At 38.4% G+C, this 16,446-nt stretch carries 17 protein-coding genes and 1 other annotated feature; of the genes, 2 read left to right on the forward strand and 15 right to left on the reverse strand.

Annotated elements, in window-relative coordinates; translation table 11 throughout:
• Positions 1-55 precede the first annotated feature (55 nt).
• The 14 genes from C7Y47_RS23155 to C7Y47_RS23220 form a co-directional block, all read right to left on the reverse strand.
• Entirely contained in the window at positions 56-739 is a 684-nt protein-coding gene (locus tag C7Y47_RS23155; protein WP_255505309.1) for a hypothetical protein, read from the reverse strand.
• Entirely contained in the window at positions 736-1,230 is a 495-nt protein-coding gene (locus tag C7Y47_RS23160; RefSeq protein ID WP_142510898.1) for an ECF transporter S component, read from the reverse strand. The genes C7Y47_RS23155 and C7Y47_RS23160 overlap by 4 nt, the downstream gene beginning before the upstream one ends.
• Positions 1,231-1,434: 204 nt before the next feature.
• Positions 1,435-1,827, reverse strand: a complete 393-nt coding sequence (locus tag C7Y47_RS23165; RefSeq protein ID WP_142510899.1) for a bifunctional adenosylcobinamide kinase/adenosylcobinamide-phosphate guanylyltransferase — start codon at positions 1,825-1,827, stop codon at positions 1,435-1,437.
• Entirely contained in the window at positions 1,776-2,375 is a 600-nt protein-coding gene (locus C7Y47_RS23170; RefSeq protein ID WP_142510900.1) for a histidine phosphatase family protein, read from the reverse strand. The genes C7Y47_RS23165 and C7Y47_RS23170 overlap by 52 nt, the downstream gene beginning before the upstream one ends.
• The gene (gene cobS / locus C7Y47_RS23175) at positions 2,348-3,124 is read right to left on the reverse strand and encodes an adenosylcobinamide-GDP ribazoletransferase (RefSeq protein ID WP_142510901.1); all 777 of its coding nucleotides are present in this window, start codon (positions 3,122-3,124) and stop codon (positions 2,348-2,350) included. Before cobS ends, C7Y47_RS23170 begins: the two co-directional genes overlap by 28 nt.
• 37 nt (positions 3,125-3,161) lie before the next feature.
• Entirely contained in the window at positions 3,162-3,740 is a 579-nt protein-coding gene (locus C7Y47_RS23180; protein WP_142510902.1) for a bifunctional adenosylcobinamide kinase/adenosylcobinamide-phosphate guanylyltransferase, read from the reverse strand.
• Between the two features lie 3 nt (positions 3,741-3,743).
• Positions 3,744-4,361 carry a histidine phosphatase family protein gene (locus C7Y47_RS23185; protein WP_142510903.1) on the reverse strand — a complete coding sequence of 206 codons (618 nt, stop codon included), beginning with the start codon at positions 4,359-4,361 and terminating at the stop codon, positions 3,744-3,746.
• Between the two features lie 265 nt (positions 4,362-4,626).
• Entirely contained in the window at positions 4,627-5,874 is a 1,248-nt protein-coding gene (locus C7Y47_RS23190; RefSeq protein ID WP_142510904.1) for a pyridoxal phosphate-dependent aminotransferase, read from the reverse strand.
• The gene (gene cbiB, locus C7Y47_RS23195) at positions 5,861-6,817 is read right to left on the reverse strand and encodes an adenosylcobinamide-phosphate synthase CbiB (RefSeq protein WP_142510905.1); all 957 of its coding nucleotides are present in this window, start codon (positions 6,815-6,817) and stop codon (positions 5,861-5,863) included. The genes C7Y47_RS23190 and cbiB overlap by 14 nt, the downstream gene beginning before the upstream one ends.
• Positions 6,814-7,497: an adenosylcobinamide amidohydrolase gene (locus C7Y47_RS23200; protein WP_142510906.1), complete on the reverse strand. Its 684-nt coding sequence runs from the start codon at positions 7,495-7,497 to the stop codon at positions 6,814-6,816. The genes cbiB and C7Y47_RS23200 overlap by 4 nt, the downstream gene beginning before the upstream one ends.
• Before the next feature lie 217 nt (positions 7,498-7,714).
• Complete coding sequence (locus tag C7Y47_RS23205) at positions 7,715-7,897, reverse strand: hypothetical protein (protein ID WP_132358490.1); 183 nt, start codon at positions 7,895-7,897, stop codon at positions 7,715-7,717.
• Between the two features lie 248 nt (positions 7,898-8,145).
• A complete protein-coding gene (locus tag C7Y47_RS23210; RefSeq protein ID WP_142510907.1) occupies positions 8,146-9,504 on the reverse strand; it encodes an aspartate kinase in 1,359 nt (452 codons plus the stop codon).
• Positions 9,505-10,650: 1,146 nt separating this feature from the next.
• Positions 10,651-11,988 (reverse strand): sodium-dependent transporter, encoded by a 1,338-nt coding sequence (locus tag C7Y47_RS23215; protein WP_142510908.1) that lies wholly within the window; start codon positions 11,986-11,988, stop codon positions 10,651-10,653.
• A gap of 372 nt (positions 11,989-12,360) precedes the next feature.
• Positions 12,361-12,584, reverse strand: a binding site (T-box leader).
• A gap of 261 nt (positions 12,585-12,845) precedes the next feature.
• Complete coding sequence (locus C7Y47_RS23220; RefSeq protein WP_142510909.1) at positions 12,846-13,553, reverse strand: DNA alkylation repair protein; 708 nt, start codon at positions 13,551-13,553, stop codon at positions 12,846-12,848.
• 140 nt (positions 13,554-13,693) lie between these two features.
• On the opposite strand from C7Y47_RS23220, the gene C7Y47_RS23225 reads away from it, so the two are divergent.
• Positions 13,694-14,047 (forward strand): hypothetical protein, encoded by a 354-nt coding sequence (locus C7Y47_RS23225; RefSeq protein ID WP_142510910.1) that lies wholly within the window; start codon positions 13,694-13,696, stop codon positions 14,045-14,047.
• A gap of 137 nt (positions 14,048-14,184) precedes the next feature.
• Here C7Y47_RS23225 and C7Y47_RS23230 read toward each other — a convergent pair whose 3' ends face one another.
• Positions 14,185-15,009: a DNA alkylation repair protein gene (locus C7Y47_RS23230; RefSeq protein ID WP_142510914.1), complete on the reverse strand. Its 825-nt coding sequence runs from the start codon at positions 15,007-15,009 to the stop codon at positions 14,185-14,187.
• Positions 15,010-15,231: 222 nt separating this feature from the next.
• Between C7Y47_RS23230 and C7Y47_RS23235 the strand changes: the two genes are divergently transcribed.
• Positions 15,232-16,185, forward strand: coding sequence for a TRM11 family SAM-dependent methyltransferase (locus C7Y47_RS23235; protein WP_255505310.1), 954 nt, complete (start codon positions 15,232-15,234; stop codon positions 16,183-16,185).
• Positions 16,186-16,446 lie beyond the last annotated feature (261 nt).

Below are 16,446 nucleotides of genomic sequence, written 5' to 3' on the forward strand. Positions count from 1 at the left end.
GGTGTTTTGCACCTTGCACGTTATAAAGTGCTACATTTTCTCGAAACAAGCCCAATTACAATGCAGTTTTACGTAGTTTTTCAAAATTTCTAGGAAATTTTTTTTGTGCTAGCTGCTCTTTTTCTGGCTGAATTCCTAGCAAAACTACTGCACATGGACCAGCCGATTTCTCGACATCTAACGAACTTTTAACCTGTTGCTCGCCAAAAAGTCGGGTAAATTCAGCTTGTAGACCTTTTGATCCAACTGGCCATACTTGCTGCACTATTCCCTCTTTCCACGCCTGAAAAATAGGTTGGAGCTGTGCCACATCTTCAGGCTGCGCAAGGATTTCATTGCCTACAAGCGGTAGTCCATAGGTGTACCAACTAAGCTGTTCATGCTTAGTTGCTGTGCGTTTTTGCTGCTCACCTAGCATCGTTATAGACAAACCTGATTGTAGAGTCGGCATATTGGACTCTGTACTACCGTCTATTTGCGGACAATTAAGACCCGTCTCATCAAAAACCTGCTGAATGCCTGCAACGTAATGAGACCATGCAGCATCCCCTGAAAAATTAGCGAGTATAATATGGCTTGGTAAAGCATTTGCAGCAAGCTGCTCTATAAAAGTAACACGCGCCGTTAAGTATGCCGTTAATTTGTCTGGAGCAGACACAACATCTTGTGGTTTTTCACCAATTGCTGCGGCATTATCAGATGTTGCAATTAACCCACCTATTTTTATTGCATTTCTCAATGTACTCGACCTTCCTTACGCATAAACACTTTAGAGAGAATTGGCATCGCAATGGCAACAATCACTAGATTTATGAGTGTTGCCAATGGAAGACTAGTCAGTGACGCCCAGTAAAATGCAGGACTAATGATAAAGTAAAATGGTAAAGGTGCAACAACACCATTGAAAACAAGTGCCACAGGCCATTTCCAGAAATGCATTCCTTTATTATGCATTACCCCAAAGACCCATACAACAATAAACATTTCTACTGCGATAATAATATGTAGTGGCCCATATGGAAAGCCAGAAGTTAAGGCTGAGATAAAATGCCCAATGACTCCCGCAACCCCTGCTAATACTGGAGATAAAAATACAACGCTCAACAGTGCAGGTGCAGAGTCAAGCGCAGCAGTTGAAATAAATGTTGGTATTTTAATGACTGCACCTACTGCACAAATTGCCGCTACCATGGCAGTGAGCGTCAATTTCATCAATCTTTGTCGATCCATCCCATTTCCTCTTTCCTTTTATATTTGGCTCGTCATGATAACGTAGGTTGATTTCGGGCGCTTGGTCGCTGACGCTTCACTTTCGCGCAGAGCAAAGCTTCTTGGGGGCGTTCAGCCTCCACTCCGATCAACTTATTTACAAAGCATACGTCCTGTAAATCTCATCCCCAAATGAAAAGCCTAATAAATTTTTTTAAAACTATATTATTTGATTTGTTCCCCGATACCGTACCAAATGCGTACGACTTGTTCGGCTTCAGCGAATAATGCCTGGTACAAACGCCCACATGTATCACGCAACAATCGTGCCTGTTTTTCCATTGGCACAACTCCACGACCCATATCGGTCACTATTATATAGACTGCACAATTTTCTTCAAGAGTCTTTAGTCTTTTCAAAATGGTTTTGACAAGGGGTTCATCATCCTCAAGATCTTGTGTCACGAGCCATTTCTCTATGTTTTTAATAATTAGTACATTACAGGCTGGGCTGGCATCAGGTAGATTGCCATCTACTAGCTCAACTTTTTGACCTGCAAGCAATTTCATGACATAGTCGGTTTTTCCACTATAGGCGCCTCCGATAAAGACATGCATCTCGCTCCCTCCTCCCAAGCCTTTCTTGTAAACGTTAAAGAAAACATTTTATCATGCGGTGTTTGATACGACCAAAAAGTTTGCTCAGTCGGTGCAAATTCTACAAGAAGTGCTCGAATAACTCCACCATGGACAACGAGATGATAAACATCCTCACCTTTTGGTAATTCAGTGAACCCTTCAATGACTCGCGCACAAAAAGCATCAAAGCCTTCCCCCATTGGAGGCGGTGACTGTACGGGGTCATCTAACCATGCACAATAGCGACTATCTGTTTTCAAGTCCTCATATGTTCGTCCTTCAAATGCACCGAAGTTCGACTCACGAAATCTTTTATCAGACACATATGTTGCGTGCGGAAAATAATGGGCAGCTGTTTCCCTACAGCGCAGCAAATCACTACCATACACCTTCGTGACATCTGAATCTACTATAGTCAGCAAAGATGCATCAGCTAATGAAGAATCTGTCCAGCCGATATATCGCTTCTCCAAATTTTCCATTGTTGGGGCATGTCTCATCAAGTAAACAATAACAACGTCACCCACAGTACAACCTCCATTCCTTCAATTGATGCACCGAGTAAATCTCCAGAAACGCCACCAAAGTTGCGCACTGTAAATTGACGGAAGACTAAAAAGGCAATCGCTAATACAGCCATCAACACTAGTGGAACAATTGAGAAGCCTATGACAAACAACAAGCTACTATACGCCACAACTAATGTGATAAGCATAAAGCTAATAAGTATTCCCGGCTTAATATGTGTTTTAAAAAAGTAGGCAAGCCCCTTTTCTTTCGAGCATTTGAGCGACATAAAATAAAAGCTCATGCCTATTCTAGTTAATAACGGAATAAATACAGGCATCCATAGTGCAAATTTATGCTGTACGAATAACTCATGCAGTATCACAAATTTACCAAGCACTAGAAATAGCACAGATAGTACTCCAAATGCGCCAACCCGTGGATCATCTAAAATTTCTAGCCGCTTTTCACGATCTCGATACGAAAAATAAGCATCCCCCATATCAATAAAACCATCTAAATGCAAACCACCCGTAAATAAGGCAAATAATCCGACAATCACAAAAGTAAGCAAAACCTCACTGCTTGCCGTCCATTCTGTTAAACTATAGATCACCGCCGCCACTGTAGTACCCATGAGAGCCCCTATCCATGGTAAAAAGGCGAACATCCCGGTAATAGTTGCCTTTGTTAACGGAATTTCTTTATGTACCGGCAAAACTGTAAAAAATTGAAACGCAAGTTGTATGCTATGCCAGAAATTTTTCATCGTCTTGCCTTCCTTCTTTTTATTTTCAAAGCGTCATTTATGATTTCCATTTCTTTACGACACCATAATTTATTTCATACGCCTCATCCGCTATAGAAACGAACCATTGATGTAATCTCCCAAGGGTTTGTCGGTATAATTCTACTTCCTCGCTAGAATATGGAGGCTCATCGAATAATTCGTTTGAGACGATAAAAAACGTCACCTTTTTCTCAAGTAACGTCTCTACCGCCTTTTTTAAAACATCAAGCTTTTGCTCTAAACAGTAAGGTTGTTCCACACAGGGAGTTCCCGTATCAAAACCCTCGTAAAAAGCATTTGTCAGCCATGTCGTAACACAGTCCCATAACACAACATCTCCATCAGTCAGTTTATGCAATGTTTTTGCTATGTCATAAGGTGCTTCTATCGTCAACCATTCAATATTTTGTGCTTGTCTATCTGCTTGATGACGCACTATGCGCTTCTCCATCTCATGGTCCAACGCTACTCCAGAAGCAATATAAATAAGTCGTCGCGTTTGGTTAAACTCTGTTTGATAGTGAGTAACAGCCGCTTTTTCAGCAAAGTGGGATTTACCACTACGTACCCCCCCTGTAATGAAAATTAGTGGCATTCGTTAAGCCTCCTGTTGTAAATGTTGAATGTTCCCGATATCTTTCACGAGCCATTGTTGCTCGACTTTCTCAATAATCGTGACACTTGTACCATTAATAAATGGTTCTGCCCATAGCTGATTGATGCTTCGCCCTAAAATGGCGTTAATGATGCATTTAATCGTTACAGCATGGGACACAATTAAAACATTATTCTCGGGATATTTTTCTGCAATTTTCGATAACGTAAAAATGGCTCGTTCTGTTACCGTACCAAAGCTTTCCGTATGGGTTGCGACGAATTGTCCTGGATAATCGGTATATAATTCATAATCAAGACGATGTATAGTCATAATGTCCTCGACTGTTTTTCCTTGCCAATCGCCTAAAAAAATTTCCCGTAAATTATCCTCATAATAGATTGGAAGCTGTCGATTATCTAGAAGAATATGCATCGTTTCCTTAGCACGGCCACTTGAACTACTATATGCCGCTGCAAAAGAGCATTTTTTCAAATGATCTCGAAGTTTTTCTGCATGTAAAATACCATCCTCGGATAATGGCGAATCTAACCATCCCTGTAGTCGATGCTCTTTATTCCACATCGTTTCGCCATGTCTTATTAAATAAAAAGTTGTCAACTTTCTCACCCCTAATTTGCAATCAATTGTGCCCCGGCATAATTGGTGTCGGGAATCGGCTTTGTGCTTAGGCCTGCATATGTCTTTTGTGCGAAAGCGCAGCGTCAGCAACAGATGTTTTTTGCGCGAAAGCGTAGCGGTACCGATGCAGGTCAGTTAGCCGTTATCGCATGGATGCGATGATTTTAGGCTAACATCCCCTAAGCATTCCTTTCCGATTTCGTGACACCCGCTGGAGGTTTTAGACCAATACGAAGTTGGTCACTCAGTCGTTGCCACAGGACGTGGCGTTCTTAGACTGAATTCCTCTATTTATTTCAGCGGATGTCTTTGTACCGAAAAGCGTAGCGACAGGTACTGATGATTGGACATCCGCTGAAAGGAGACTTAAAACCGCATTCATTTCACCACCTATAGAGGAAGGTGATTTCTGCTGAAAAAAGTTAAACCACGCCTCTAAACAATTCTGTAAATACGTCATAGCCGCAATATCTTTAATGCCAATTCGGAACCATTCACCATTTAAACCCATAAAGTTTTTTGTATGGCGCAGGACGACGCCCTTTGATAAACAGTATGTAAAAAATGTATCTGCTTGCTGATTTTTCGGTAATGTAAAACATACAAAATTTGTTACACTATTCGTCACCTGACAACCATGTTCTTGTAAATAGCTCTGTAGCGATTCCCGTTGATTTTTAGCATAGGCAATGGCTTGCTCACAATATTCGTGTTCATCTAAACAGCCTGTGCCTACAACAAGGGCAAAAGCATTTAAGTTCCAATGCGGTAGGATAGACTTTAGATCAGCAACAACTATCGGGCTCGCCACTAAATAGCCTAGGCGTAATCCTGGAATCGCATACATTTTGGTCATCGAACGAACGATGATTAAATGAGGATTTTCCGCCACATATTGGATCAAAGAACAGGCTTCATCTACCCAGTCAATAAATGCCTCATCAAAGACCAGCTCACAATTGACCTTTGTACCGTGAGAGATTAATTCGAGAAGCTCCTCTTTCTTAGGAAGCACCCCCGTCGGATTGTTCGGTGTACAAATATATAATGCGTCTGCGTTCGCCATTTCACGCTTCAGATGTTCCATCGGCAATGTGTAGTGGACAATATCCTCTACAATGACAGGCACAATTTCAGCGCCTACTGCTCGTAATGTTCGTTCATATTCTGAAAAAGTTGGATGTACGATAATAACACGCTTATTGGCGTAGCGTCTAACTAGAACACTAAAAAGCTCGGATGCACCGTTACCTAGTAATACAGAATCTTTCTGAACATCATGAAAAACTGCCACTTTTGATAAAAACGGCTCACCGTCTGGATCTGGATAACGTTGAATGAGCGGATAAAATGTCCGCCAACGCGCCTCAACAAACAGGGGTGGCCCTGCAGAATTAACATTTTCGCTAAAATCATACACCTCTTCGGGCATACTAAGTCCTAGCTGATGATAAACATTTTGCGGATTTGCTCCGTGATTAGGTAATTGCAAAAATTAACACCTCCACTGTTAACATAACAAGCGTAAAGAGCAAGGTCGCGATACGCATATGAATTACAGACGTTGCAATATGCTCTTTTGTTAATGGAACTAATTTCTCGCCCATTATTGCTCGATAAGAAACGACATCCTGATATGTATTTTTTCCACCAAGCTGTACCCCTAATTGAACAGCTGTAGCTGCTTCTAAATAACCACTATTAGGACTTGGATGCTTTTTCGCATCCTGTGCCCAACGTTTTAAGCGTTTACCGAGAGATACATTCGTTTCATTTTTTGTACCTAGTACCATCAGTAAACCTGTTAATCGACTTGGAATAAAATTTAGTACATCGTCTAGCTTTGCAGCAAACATACCAAAATCTTTATATTTATCGTTTTTATAGCCAATCATAGAGTCTAACGTATTGACGGCCTTATAGCCCCATAACCCTATTGCACCAAATAAAAAGGCATAAAATAGTGGTGCGGTTACACCATCACTCGTATTTTCTGAGACCGTCTCCACAACACCTCGTACAATCTCATCCTCGTCTAACTTCTCCGTGTCACGTCCGACAATCCAAGAAAGCTTTACACGAGCTTCAGCAAAATCGCCTTTGACGAGCGGTTCATAGACTGCCATCGCCGCTTCCTTCAAGCTACGCTGTGCGAGTCCAATCCCAATTAATAATCCCTCAACCAATATGCCAAATAGTGGGCTAACTTGATAGCTTAATAGCATAATGGCCGTTACAACAAACATCGTTGTGCCTACTACAGCGAGTGACATGACCATGCCACGGAATTTTCTCATTCTTCCTTTATTCCATAATTCTGTTTGAGATTGAATGAGCTTCCCAATCCAGCGTACTGGATGAGGCATTTTAGGAGGATCACCCACGATTAAATCAAAAACAAGCCCAATGATACAGGCAATCACTAGTGCCATCATAAAGGATTCTCCTCTTTGTCTTTTTTATATTTTTGAATGGCCTCGCGCATCGTTTCATAAACACCATGGCCAATGACTTTTCCTAGCATCGTAATCGGTCCAGCATATTGATGGTAGTCGCCTTCTTCTGTTGAAGCAATTAACAAACTATCCGTTGAGGTACCTGTAGCTTGTGTACCCGTTGTTGGATCTATTATACCCTCATCAATAAGTGCTTTGACCTTAGCCTCTGTCGTAGAAATCATTGCCTGAAATAAAGCTTCATCCGACAATCTTCCATTTATCAGTACCCACGTATTAATAGTCCCAGCATGATACTGCTCCTGACGATGAAAGGCACGTGTAATATCGACGGCATTACCAAGACCTGCCGTAATCATTATGACAAGATGAATTCCTTCATATGTAAACTCACGAATTGTAGCATATCGGGCATAGACGGCCGTCATCATCGCAACTGTATTGTCAATCGGAAAGCCCTCAGACTGCAAAAACCGTTGTAATTCTAACTGCGGTTTGCGTTCATCATACGTATAAGGCACTGAACGATTCATCAAATGTGTATAAAAGCCAAAGCCTGGATTATGTACTGCAGAGGATACGACCTTCATTGGTGAATCTGTTTGGATGGCAACATAATGGTCGGAAATATGAATATCTTCCTTACGTAGTACTGGCATTATCTCGCCTCCTATTCAATGTATATCAAAAAATAAAAAAACAAATTCTTACAAAGAAGAATTTGTACTGTTTAGTCTTAAATTAAAAACCTATCCCAAATATAAACCTTTTGAATTTGCGTACAGCATCACAACTTCATAATACTTGAATTATTTATTTTTTTGAAATTGTATCACAAATCCACATTTTATCACAATTCAATTTTGAAATATTCCGCTATTGCCTTTGTTTTAAAGTTTTAAAACGAATAATTGATCCCGCAATGATAAACACCCAGCCAATACCGATATAAACAATTTTCATTGTTTTTGTCGAGGACGGTAAAATATCCATGATCGTTAAACAAACAAATAGTATACCAATCATTGATAGCAACATACCAATCGATAATTTTTTCAACAGAAAGACCTCCAATCAATGTACGCCCTTGATTTTACCGTATTCCCGTCAAAAAGAAAACACTAATCCAGTTTAAGGATTAGCGTTTACACCACATTTACGGGCAGTAATTGATCTGTACCGAAAGCACAGCGGCAGGTGCAAGACTCCCATTCAAAATTTTAGCGAAAGCAAAAAGTTAGGTAGAACATTAGCTGCCCGTACAGTGGGGCTGAAGAACCCCCACTGATTAAGTTACACTTTATTCCCTATACTCTCACATGTGCAAAAAATTCCCCATAAAGTGCTTGTAAAATCTGATTTTCATATTCTTGTAGCACACCGAATACTAGACTAACTTCAGATGAGCCTTGATTAATCATCTCTATATTTGCACCTGTTTTTGAAATTGCAGTTGCAGCACGTGCCGCTAGACCCGTGTTATTACGCATGCCTTCGCCTACAATAACAATCATAGAAAAACCATGACGCATTTGCACATCATCTGCATTCAACTCATTTTTTACACGAGCTAGGATTCTTTCTTCATTTTCAAGTGTAATTTGATTTGAACGCATAATGACAGAAATATCGTCCAAACCAGATGGTGTGTGTTCATATGAAATATTTTCATCTTCTAAAATTTGTAGAAGCTTACGGCCAAAGCCTACTTCCCTATTCATCAAATATTTTGACACATATAAAGTTGAAAAGCCACTGTCTGCCGAGATACCTGTAACCGGACGTCCAGTTACAGAGCGTCTTGGTACAATACGAGTACCCGGGGCTGATGGATTATTTGTATTTTTTATGTTAACTGGCACCCCAATCTTGTAAACAGGCATCAACGCTTCATCATGGAAAACAGAAAAGCCTGCATAGGATAATTCGCGCATTTCGCGATACGTAATTTCTTTAATTTCCACTGGATCATTCACAACTTTCGGATTCGCGGAGAACACACAGTCTACATCCGTAAAGTTTTCATATAGCTCTGCTTCAACAGCAGCTGCCAAAATAGAGCCTGTAATATCTGAGCCACCACGGTCAAATGTACGCAGTATGCCCGCTTTAGTGTAACCAAAGAAACCTGGGAATACAATAATTTCCTTGGTATATTTTAGGGGGGATAGATTTGCATAAGCCTCTGGTAAAGCATACGTTCGTTCAGGTAAATCATTGACGATCAAACCTTCTTTTGGACTTACGTAGCGTGCCGGCATACCGATTGAATTAAAATAAGCAGCGATTAACTTCGCGTTATTGTCTTCCCCCGCCGCTTTGATGCTATCGATAAATAATTCCTCATTCGATTTATCACCTTGTACACGTTCACGTAAATCTTCAGCGATCACGTCACAAATTGTATGATCTAATTCCAAACCATCTGCAATCGCCATAAAGCGATTGACAACGATTTGCAATTTTTCTTCAATTTCTTCATTTTTTAATGCTGCCATTGCTAGGTTAATTAATAAGTCAGTTACCTTTATGTCGTCACCAGAACGCTTCCCAGGTGCAGAAACGGCTACGATTTTACGTGCCGGATTAGATTTTACAATGTTTGCTACTTTTTGAATTTGCTCTGCGCTTGCTACAGATGTTCCACCAAATTTACATACGATCATAACCATCAAATCCTAACTTTTTAAATTAAGTGTATTCCTCCAAAAAACAATTGAATGTACACAGTGTACAAATTATCGTTCCCCACGTCAATACAATTTTAAAAATTCACGCAATTAATCGAAAGAAAATGGACAATTTTCACACTGTTTGATTTATTATACGGATTTCGTAGGAAATAGTTAAGGATTTTGCAAATTTTTTTCGTAAAATTCCTATAATCGTACAAATATTCGTCTGAACTAGCTGAAATCATCAAATTTACAGAATTTTTCAATGTTAAATCTGGCATAACAAACCAAATCACGTCTTTTCGAACATAAATGTGGCAGTATTTTCTTGTATAAAGATAAGATGTATCAATTCAACAGCAGAATGTGGGTCTTTATTACAGCATCTACAAGCCGAAGCTCTTCGGACATGACAATCCCAAGATAATTAGCCAATCAAGGTTTCATGCCCCTCACACTTAGAGTCGTAATAAAACCAAATAACGAAAAGTACACCATGCAAGAACCATTTGTACATACTTAAATTAGCAAGTGTTTTTCAGTAAGCTTGAATCAATTATGCCTCGGCATAATTGTGTTCGGAATAATTGTGTTCGGAATCGGTTTGTGCACGCACAAAAAAACACCTTCCCGACTCCGTAATACGCCGGAGGCTCTAACTTCTTTCTGCGACACCCGATGAAAAGTGACTTAAACTACATTCTTCCTACAAACTATAGGGTGGCATATGAATACTGAAAGAAGTTAAATTGTAGTGTCTTTCTTCTATATTAATTAAAGAAAACGCTTTCCCCATTATGATATGCAGAAAAACTTGTGATGTTTGTGCTATTTCAAATGATGTCAAGTAATTCTTTTTTTAATTTTTTATCGGGTTGGTATTGTCTTTGATTTGCGTTGGTTTCAGCTTTTATTCTATGGAGGGCTGGCTTGGTAGGAACCGGAGCAGTATTTTGAGGGACCCGATCACTTTTTTCTTGGAAAGGGAAGAAACAAAAAATAACGCCAACATTAACTTTAATTGATATTTTTGGGGTATTTTCGTTTACTTTGTAAAACTACACGAATGACAAAGCAGATCATTTCATAGCGAGAAGCCCTAACATAACGTTATGCTAGGGCCTTTTGTATTGTATGTTAAATCAATCCAATTACATTTAAAAATACGATAATAATTGCAATTGGTGCTATATAGCGAAGTAAGAATAACCATAATACAAATAATTTATAGCCTTTATTTTCACTTACACCTAGTTCTTGCATTAACACATCTTTCTTCATTTTAAACGGTACGAAGATCGCCACTAATAGTACACCGAGTGGCATAAGAACATTACTTACTGCAAAGTCTGCTAAATCAAAGACTGTTTTTCCAAACAATTGCACATCGCTTAATACGCCAAATGATAGCGCCGATGGAATCCCTACAACAAAGATTAGTAATCCGACCATCAATGCCATTTTTTCACGTCTCCCTTTACCTTTTGTCGTTAAAGAGGCAACGCTAATTTCCAACATGGAAATGGCTGATGTTATAGTTGCAAAGAAAAATAGTAATAAGAAAATAATGAAGAAAAATTTTCCGAATGCCATTTTACTGAAAATCGCTGGCAAGACAATAAATAATAGACCTGGTCCTTGTGATGGTTCCATTCCAAATGCGAAAACTACAGGGAAAATAGCAAGCCCTGCAAGCAATGTAATCACAAGCGTTAAACCGACGATAGAAAATGCGGAACGCGGTAAACTTTCTTCTTTCGGTAAGTATGAGCTATACGTAACCATTACTCCAACACCGACAGATAACGAGAAGAACGATTGCCCCATCGCATATAAAATAATTTCAGATGTTACATTTGAGAAATCGGGTTGTAAGAAGAAGCGAACCCCTTCTCCAGCTCCATCTAATGTAAGAGCACGAATAATTAAGACAAAGAATAAAACAAATAGTGCTGGCATGAAATATTTATTTACTTTTTCAACACCATTTTGCACTCCTTTACTAACAATAAAAATAGTAATAAGGATAAATAATAGCTGTGACCCAACCGCTAAAAACGGATTGGAAATGATATCATTAAAAGTGGCTTCGTACGCGCCATTTCCTTCCCATAGTCTACCTGTAATTGCATTCCATAAATATAGTAAAATCCATCCTCCTACAACACTGTAGAATGAAAGCAATATGAAACATGTTACAATTCCTAATTTACCGACCCACGGCCATAGCGTCTTAGGAGCAATATTTCTATATGCATCAACAGCCTCTTTTTGCGTACTTCTTCCAACTACAAATTCCGCCAATAATAATGGTAAACCAATTAATAAAGTAAAACCGATGAAAATAAGGAAGAACGCACCGCCACCTCCAATACCGGCCATATACGGGAACTTCCAAATTGCGCCAAGACCGATTGCCGAGCCTGCTGCTGCTAAAATGAAACCTAATTTCGATGTCCATTGCTGCGATTCCATCTCTTAATCTCCTCTCTTTTTCTATTTCTTTTTTATTACAATTCGGTCCTTATTCATATTGGTCTATCGTAAGTCCTTTCAAATAAAAATCGCCTCAACGACAACGTAGGGATCATAAAAAAATCACGATACTACCCTAGTTATGAAGATACAACAAGAATAAAACCTTAATAAAAAACGTCCCTACGCAAATACGTAGGGACGATTAAATATCGCGGTACCACCCTAGTTATGAAGATATAACAAGAGTAAAGCCTTAATAAAAATCGTCCCTACGTAAATACGTAGGGACGATTAAATATCGCGGTACCACCCTAGTTATGAAAATACAACAAGAGGAAGACCTTAATAAAAAACGTCCCTACGTAAATACGTAGGGACGATATATATCGCGGTACCACCCTAGTTGTGAAAAAATTTCTTCACCACTTTATTTGATAACGGTATTCACTACCGTCTTCCACTTCCTCACAATTTGTGATTTATGAAAGATGCTCCAGGTCGAAATTCATGATAATCTATATACTGATTCGCACCAACCATCAGTTCTCTGAAATAGGGAGATTTTCACTACTTAATCCTATCATTGCCCAAATATTAATTTTCCGAATTGATACTATCATTTTTATCACACATTAAATACTGGCGTCAAGTCATTTCGAAGATTCCATCCGTCGTTTTGGCCGTTCTTTCCGTTTGTTTCGATAGTTCCATCCGTCGCTCTGGCGATTCTTATTAATATTTTCGTAATCTATTCCCTCTAATAAAACCCTTGATATAAACTTCTTGTATTTACATACAGATGTTCTAAGCCTTCTAAAAAATATAGATCTCCTTTTTTCAGCACCGGCTATTGTTTAACATCTTACATATTTTCGTTTGAAACCAAGTCTTCCTTTATCTACGTCCTTTTGAATACTTTCATAAGCATGTAGGATACTACTTTTTTTATTATCCCGTCTAACTTCTACTGGACCTACTTCCTTTGCAATTTCGACAGCCTTTTCATGGAGCGGTAAATATGAAAGCCCAACAGTGTATAGAAAAGTATTCATAGCAAATTTCGTTCGTTCTGGTGATTCGTGAATCGTATTTTTCACAATTTCAATCATGTTGGCAATTTTACTCTCGGAAAATTCATCGTCTAAGCGATTCCCTAAAAGCCAACAGTAACAACTCCAGCCCGCTGACATTCTCAGCTCTTCACCGCTTGCGATCCATTTGTCAGCAACTTCTTGTGCAATATCTGCTTCCGCTAAAGTTACTGCAACCACATAATCCGATAGCATATAAAAATATGCCGCATCCATCCACTGATCAAAATCTGACACAGTCATCGCCTTTGGATCTGCAATAATGCCTGCAAAGTACATTGCGTCGTAATTCCCTGTGGCATAAAGTTCTTCAGCTAACGGTTGATTTATTTTTATTTTCTTAGCTATTGGTTTCATTGCACCTGTTGCCACGCCAAAAAGTGGCTCATGCGCACCATTGGACATATACATTTTTTTAGTTCGTTCCTTGCCAAGAGCCTCAAGCTCCTGCATTACCATTTCTAAATTCATTTTCGCACTTCCTTCTTGGAGTATTCCCTCTAAGATTTTGCCATAATCAGTATCCTTTAGACAATTAATGATCGAAAACTAAAATGCTTTCATTATTTTTTTACAATATGTGTTAATATTTTAATGATAGGGGTGGTACTTTGGTAAACTTTTTTAACAAATATTCAAAATATATAGTGTTACTCATTTTTATATTTGAAATAATTTATATTGGAATTCCCGATTATGTAAATCCTGTTTTTATTTATGAGTATTTGATATTTTTCGGTTTGTCTTATTTATTTGCTATTATTCAAGATTTTTTTAATCCAAGCGCAAAAACAGATATATTATTACGTGTTGTCATCATTATGAGTTCTCTTGTCATATTGATTACCTCTATTTACTATAAAGCAACGTTTTCACTTATTTTTTCTATGATAATGTTTAGTGCGATTAGTTTCACATTATATTTAGCAATCAAGCAAAACAAAATGAACAAGCAACAAGATTAATACTTGTTGCTTGTTCGGCTTGATAATTATTTAATGCTATAATAGCCTTCTTTGCCATTTATCTTTAAAAGCAGTATATAATTCTCTAATATGCAAGTAACTTTAAAAAAACTCGATAATAGTTTTTCAATAGCCCATTAACCTTTTACAATTGTTCTTTGAGCCTTTTTAATGATTCTCTCAGTCGCCTTAGTTGGAGATTCTTTTTGCCATTCATCACATAGGTTTTTTACCCACTCTGCTTGAGTTTTGCTAGCATCATTTAACCAGTTACCGACAGAATCTTGAACATACTTAGCTGAATCGGATTTAAGCAAATTTAGAATGGGAAGTGCAATTTGCGGTTCTTCCTTTAAAATTTCAATATGCTTTGTCCATACTCCGCGAGGACGGATTGATTCTAAACTGAACCTACGAATGTTTTCATCTTCACTTTTCGCCCACTCTGTTAACAAATCTACACTTTTCTTAATGTTTGCCGAAAGATCCTCCCTAATTGACATCCATGCAATTTCCCGAACACCAAAATGATGATCTGCTGCGAAAGGTTGGATATACAAAAGCTTTTCCTCTAAAGAATAATCATTTTTTTTATTCATAAATGCCGCCCAACATCGGACACTATCAGATACGTGATGAGCGCATATTGTAATTAGCTCTTCTTTTTTTGTTGCACTCTCATCCATTAAGACTGTATCTAACAAACTTCCAATTAAACGTATGGCCTTCATTCCCGTTTCAACTTTTTGCTTTTCTACCTCAGTTATTATATATTCTAACTTTTCTTTTAGCCCAATGGATGGCAGAACATTTTTTAATAAAGTAATATGCTGAACAGCTTGCCACTCCGTTAAATTAACACTCTCTATTTTCCCTTGATTCAGTAACATTAAAACGTCACTAGGGATTTCACTAACCTTTCTAGTTCCCTTTCTATGTATAATATCTTCATTTACAACCATTTTAACCCACCCTCCTATAACTAAACTGACCTGTTTTTTATTTTCCCTCTTTTTACAGACTATTCCCACCATTCCCTCTAATCGATTGAACCTTGGCATAATTGTGTATCGAGTAGCTTGAAAGAGACGCCTATGATACGATTACACAATAAGTAACTTCATTTGTTTTTTATGAACGTTAGTAAAATCTAGTGAACAACAATATAAAAGGATGGTAATCAATTGAGCAACGAGCAAAATAATAATAAATTTATATACACATATGTCCATCATGTTGACGAGTACGATCTATGCAGAATGGAGATGCGTTCATTTTTTAACCTTGATTCCCAATCAAACTATTTAATAAGCAATATTAAAATTGATCCAAGCCGTAGCCCCTTTATACAAGAGAGACTTGAAGTGCTATATGAAGATAATAGCGTAGAAAACATCATGACAATGGTGAAGGATATAAACATAAATGAAGCAACTTTTAAAGTGGTTTGTTTAAATAGTATGGATATAGGTGAGACGAAGAAAATCCCTCAATCAGAGCGTCGATTGTTCGAACGTGAGATAGGATTATGTATTGATGGAGAACCAGACCTAAATCAACCTGACATTGTATTTGCTCTTATGTTAGTAGATGGGATCTGGCATTTTGGAAGGTATATGAAGAGTGAATCCATTTGGCTTAAACATTTACACAAACCAAACAGTTATTCAACAGCACTTAGTACAAGAGTAGCTCGTGCTGTTGTGAATATCGCAGTTCCCCAACCTCAAAATATTCGGGCGATCGACCCTTGTTGTGGTATTGGAACAGTAGTAATTGAAGCCCTTTCCATGGGAATTAATATGGAAGGGCGAGATATATATTACAATGTTTGCAAGGGTTCCCGCGAAAATATCGCTTATTTTGGGTTAACAGGCAACGTTACAGTAGGTCCAATCTCAGAAGTAACGGAACACTATGATGTCGCCATAATTGATTTACCTTATAACTTATTTACGCATTCATCACCAGAAGATCAATTTGATATTATAAAACATGCTCGCCGGATTGCCGATAAGGTTATTGTCGTTACAATTGAAACAATTGATGACATGATAGAAGATGCAGGTTTGATTATAAAAGATCGATGCGTTGCTAAAAAACAATCGTTTTTACGTCAAATTCTATTATGTGAATAACTTAGTTTTTGGGATACGACATAAGTGGCAATTTGCTGAATATCATTTTTTAAAAAATCTGCTACATAAAACAGAGACCTGGACAACTACGAGGGCACTGAAAAAGTCTATATCTTTTCACATTGTGAGGTATTCAACGATTAAATCGTTGAATACCTCGCTTTTTTCATTTGGCACTGTGACCCTACTGTTGTTTTCCGAAGCATTCCGCTCGCTTTCCGCGGGCGAGCGCCGAGCCTCCTCCTACGCTTCGCTTCGTGC

Origin of the sequence: Lysinibacillus sphaericus (genome assembly GCF_006864135.1) — a bacterium.
Classification (GTDB): Bacteria; Bacillota; Bacilli; order Bacillales_A; family Planococcaceae; genus Lysinibacillus.

Excerpts from the sequence above, each read along its gene's own strand:
- cbiB (WP_142510905.1), bottom strand. The coding sequence starts at position 6,817 with ATGATGGCACTAGTGATTGCCTGTATCATTGGGCTTGTTTTTGATTTA.
- C7Y47_RS23180 (WP_142510902.1), bottom strand. The coding sequence starts at position 3,740 with ATGCCACTAATTTTCATTACAGGGGGGGTACGTAGTGGTAAATCCCAC.
- C7Y47_RS23200 (WP_142510906.1), bottom strand. The coding sequence starts at position 7,497 with ATGCCAGTACTACGTAAGGAAGATATTCATATTTCCGACCATTATGTT.
- C7Y47_RS23215 (WP_142510908.1), bottom strand. The coding sequence starts at position 11,988 with ATGGAATCGCAGCAATGGACATCGAAATTAGGTTTCATTTTAGCAGCA.
- cobS (WP_142510901.1), bottom strand. The coding sequence starts at position 3,124 with ATGAAAAATTTCTGGCATAGCATACAACTTGCGTTTCAATTTTTTACA.
- C7Y47_RS23210 (WP_142510907.1), bottom strand. The coding sequence starts at position 9,504 with ATGATCGTATGTAAATTTGGTGGAACATCTGTAGCAAGCGCAGAGCAA.
- C7Y47_RS23160 (WP_142510898.1), bottom strand. The coding sequence starts at position 1,230 with ATGGATCGACAAAGATTGATGAAATTGACGCTCACTGCCATGGTAGCG.
- C7Y47_RS23230 (WP_142510914.1), bottom strand. The coding sequence starts at position 15,009 with ATGGTTGTAAATGAAGATATTATACATAGAAAGGGAACTAGAAAGGTT.
- C7Y47_RS23220 (WP_142510909.1), bottom strand. The coding sequence starts at position 13,553 with ATGAATTTAGAAATGGTAATGCAGGAGCTTGAGGCTCTTGGCAAGGAA.
- C7Y47_RS23165 (WP_142510899.1), bottom strand. The coding sequence starts at position 1,827 with ATGCATGTCTTTATCGGAGGCGCCTATAGTGGAAAAACCGACTATGTC.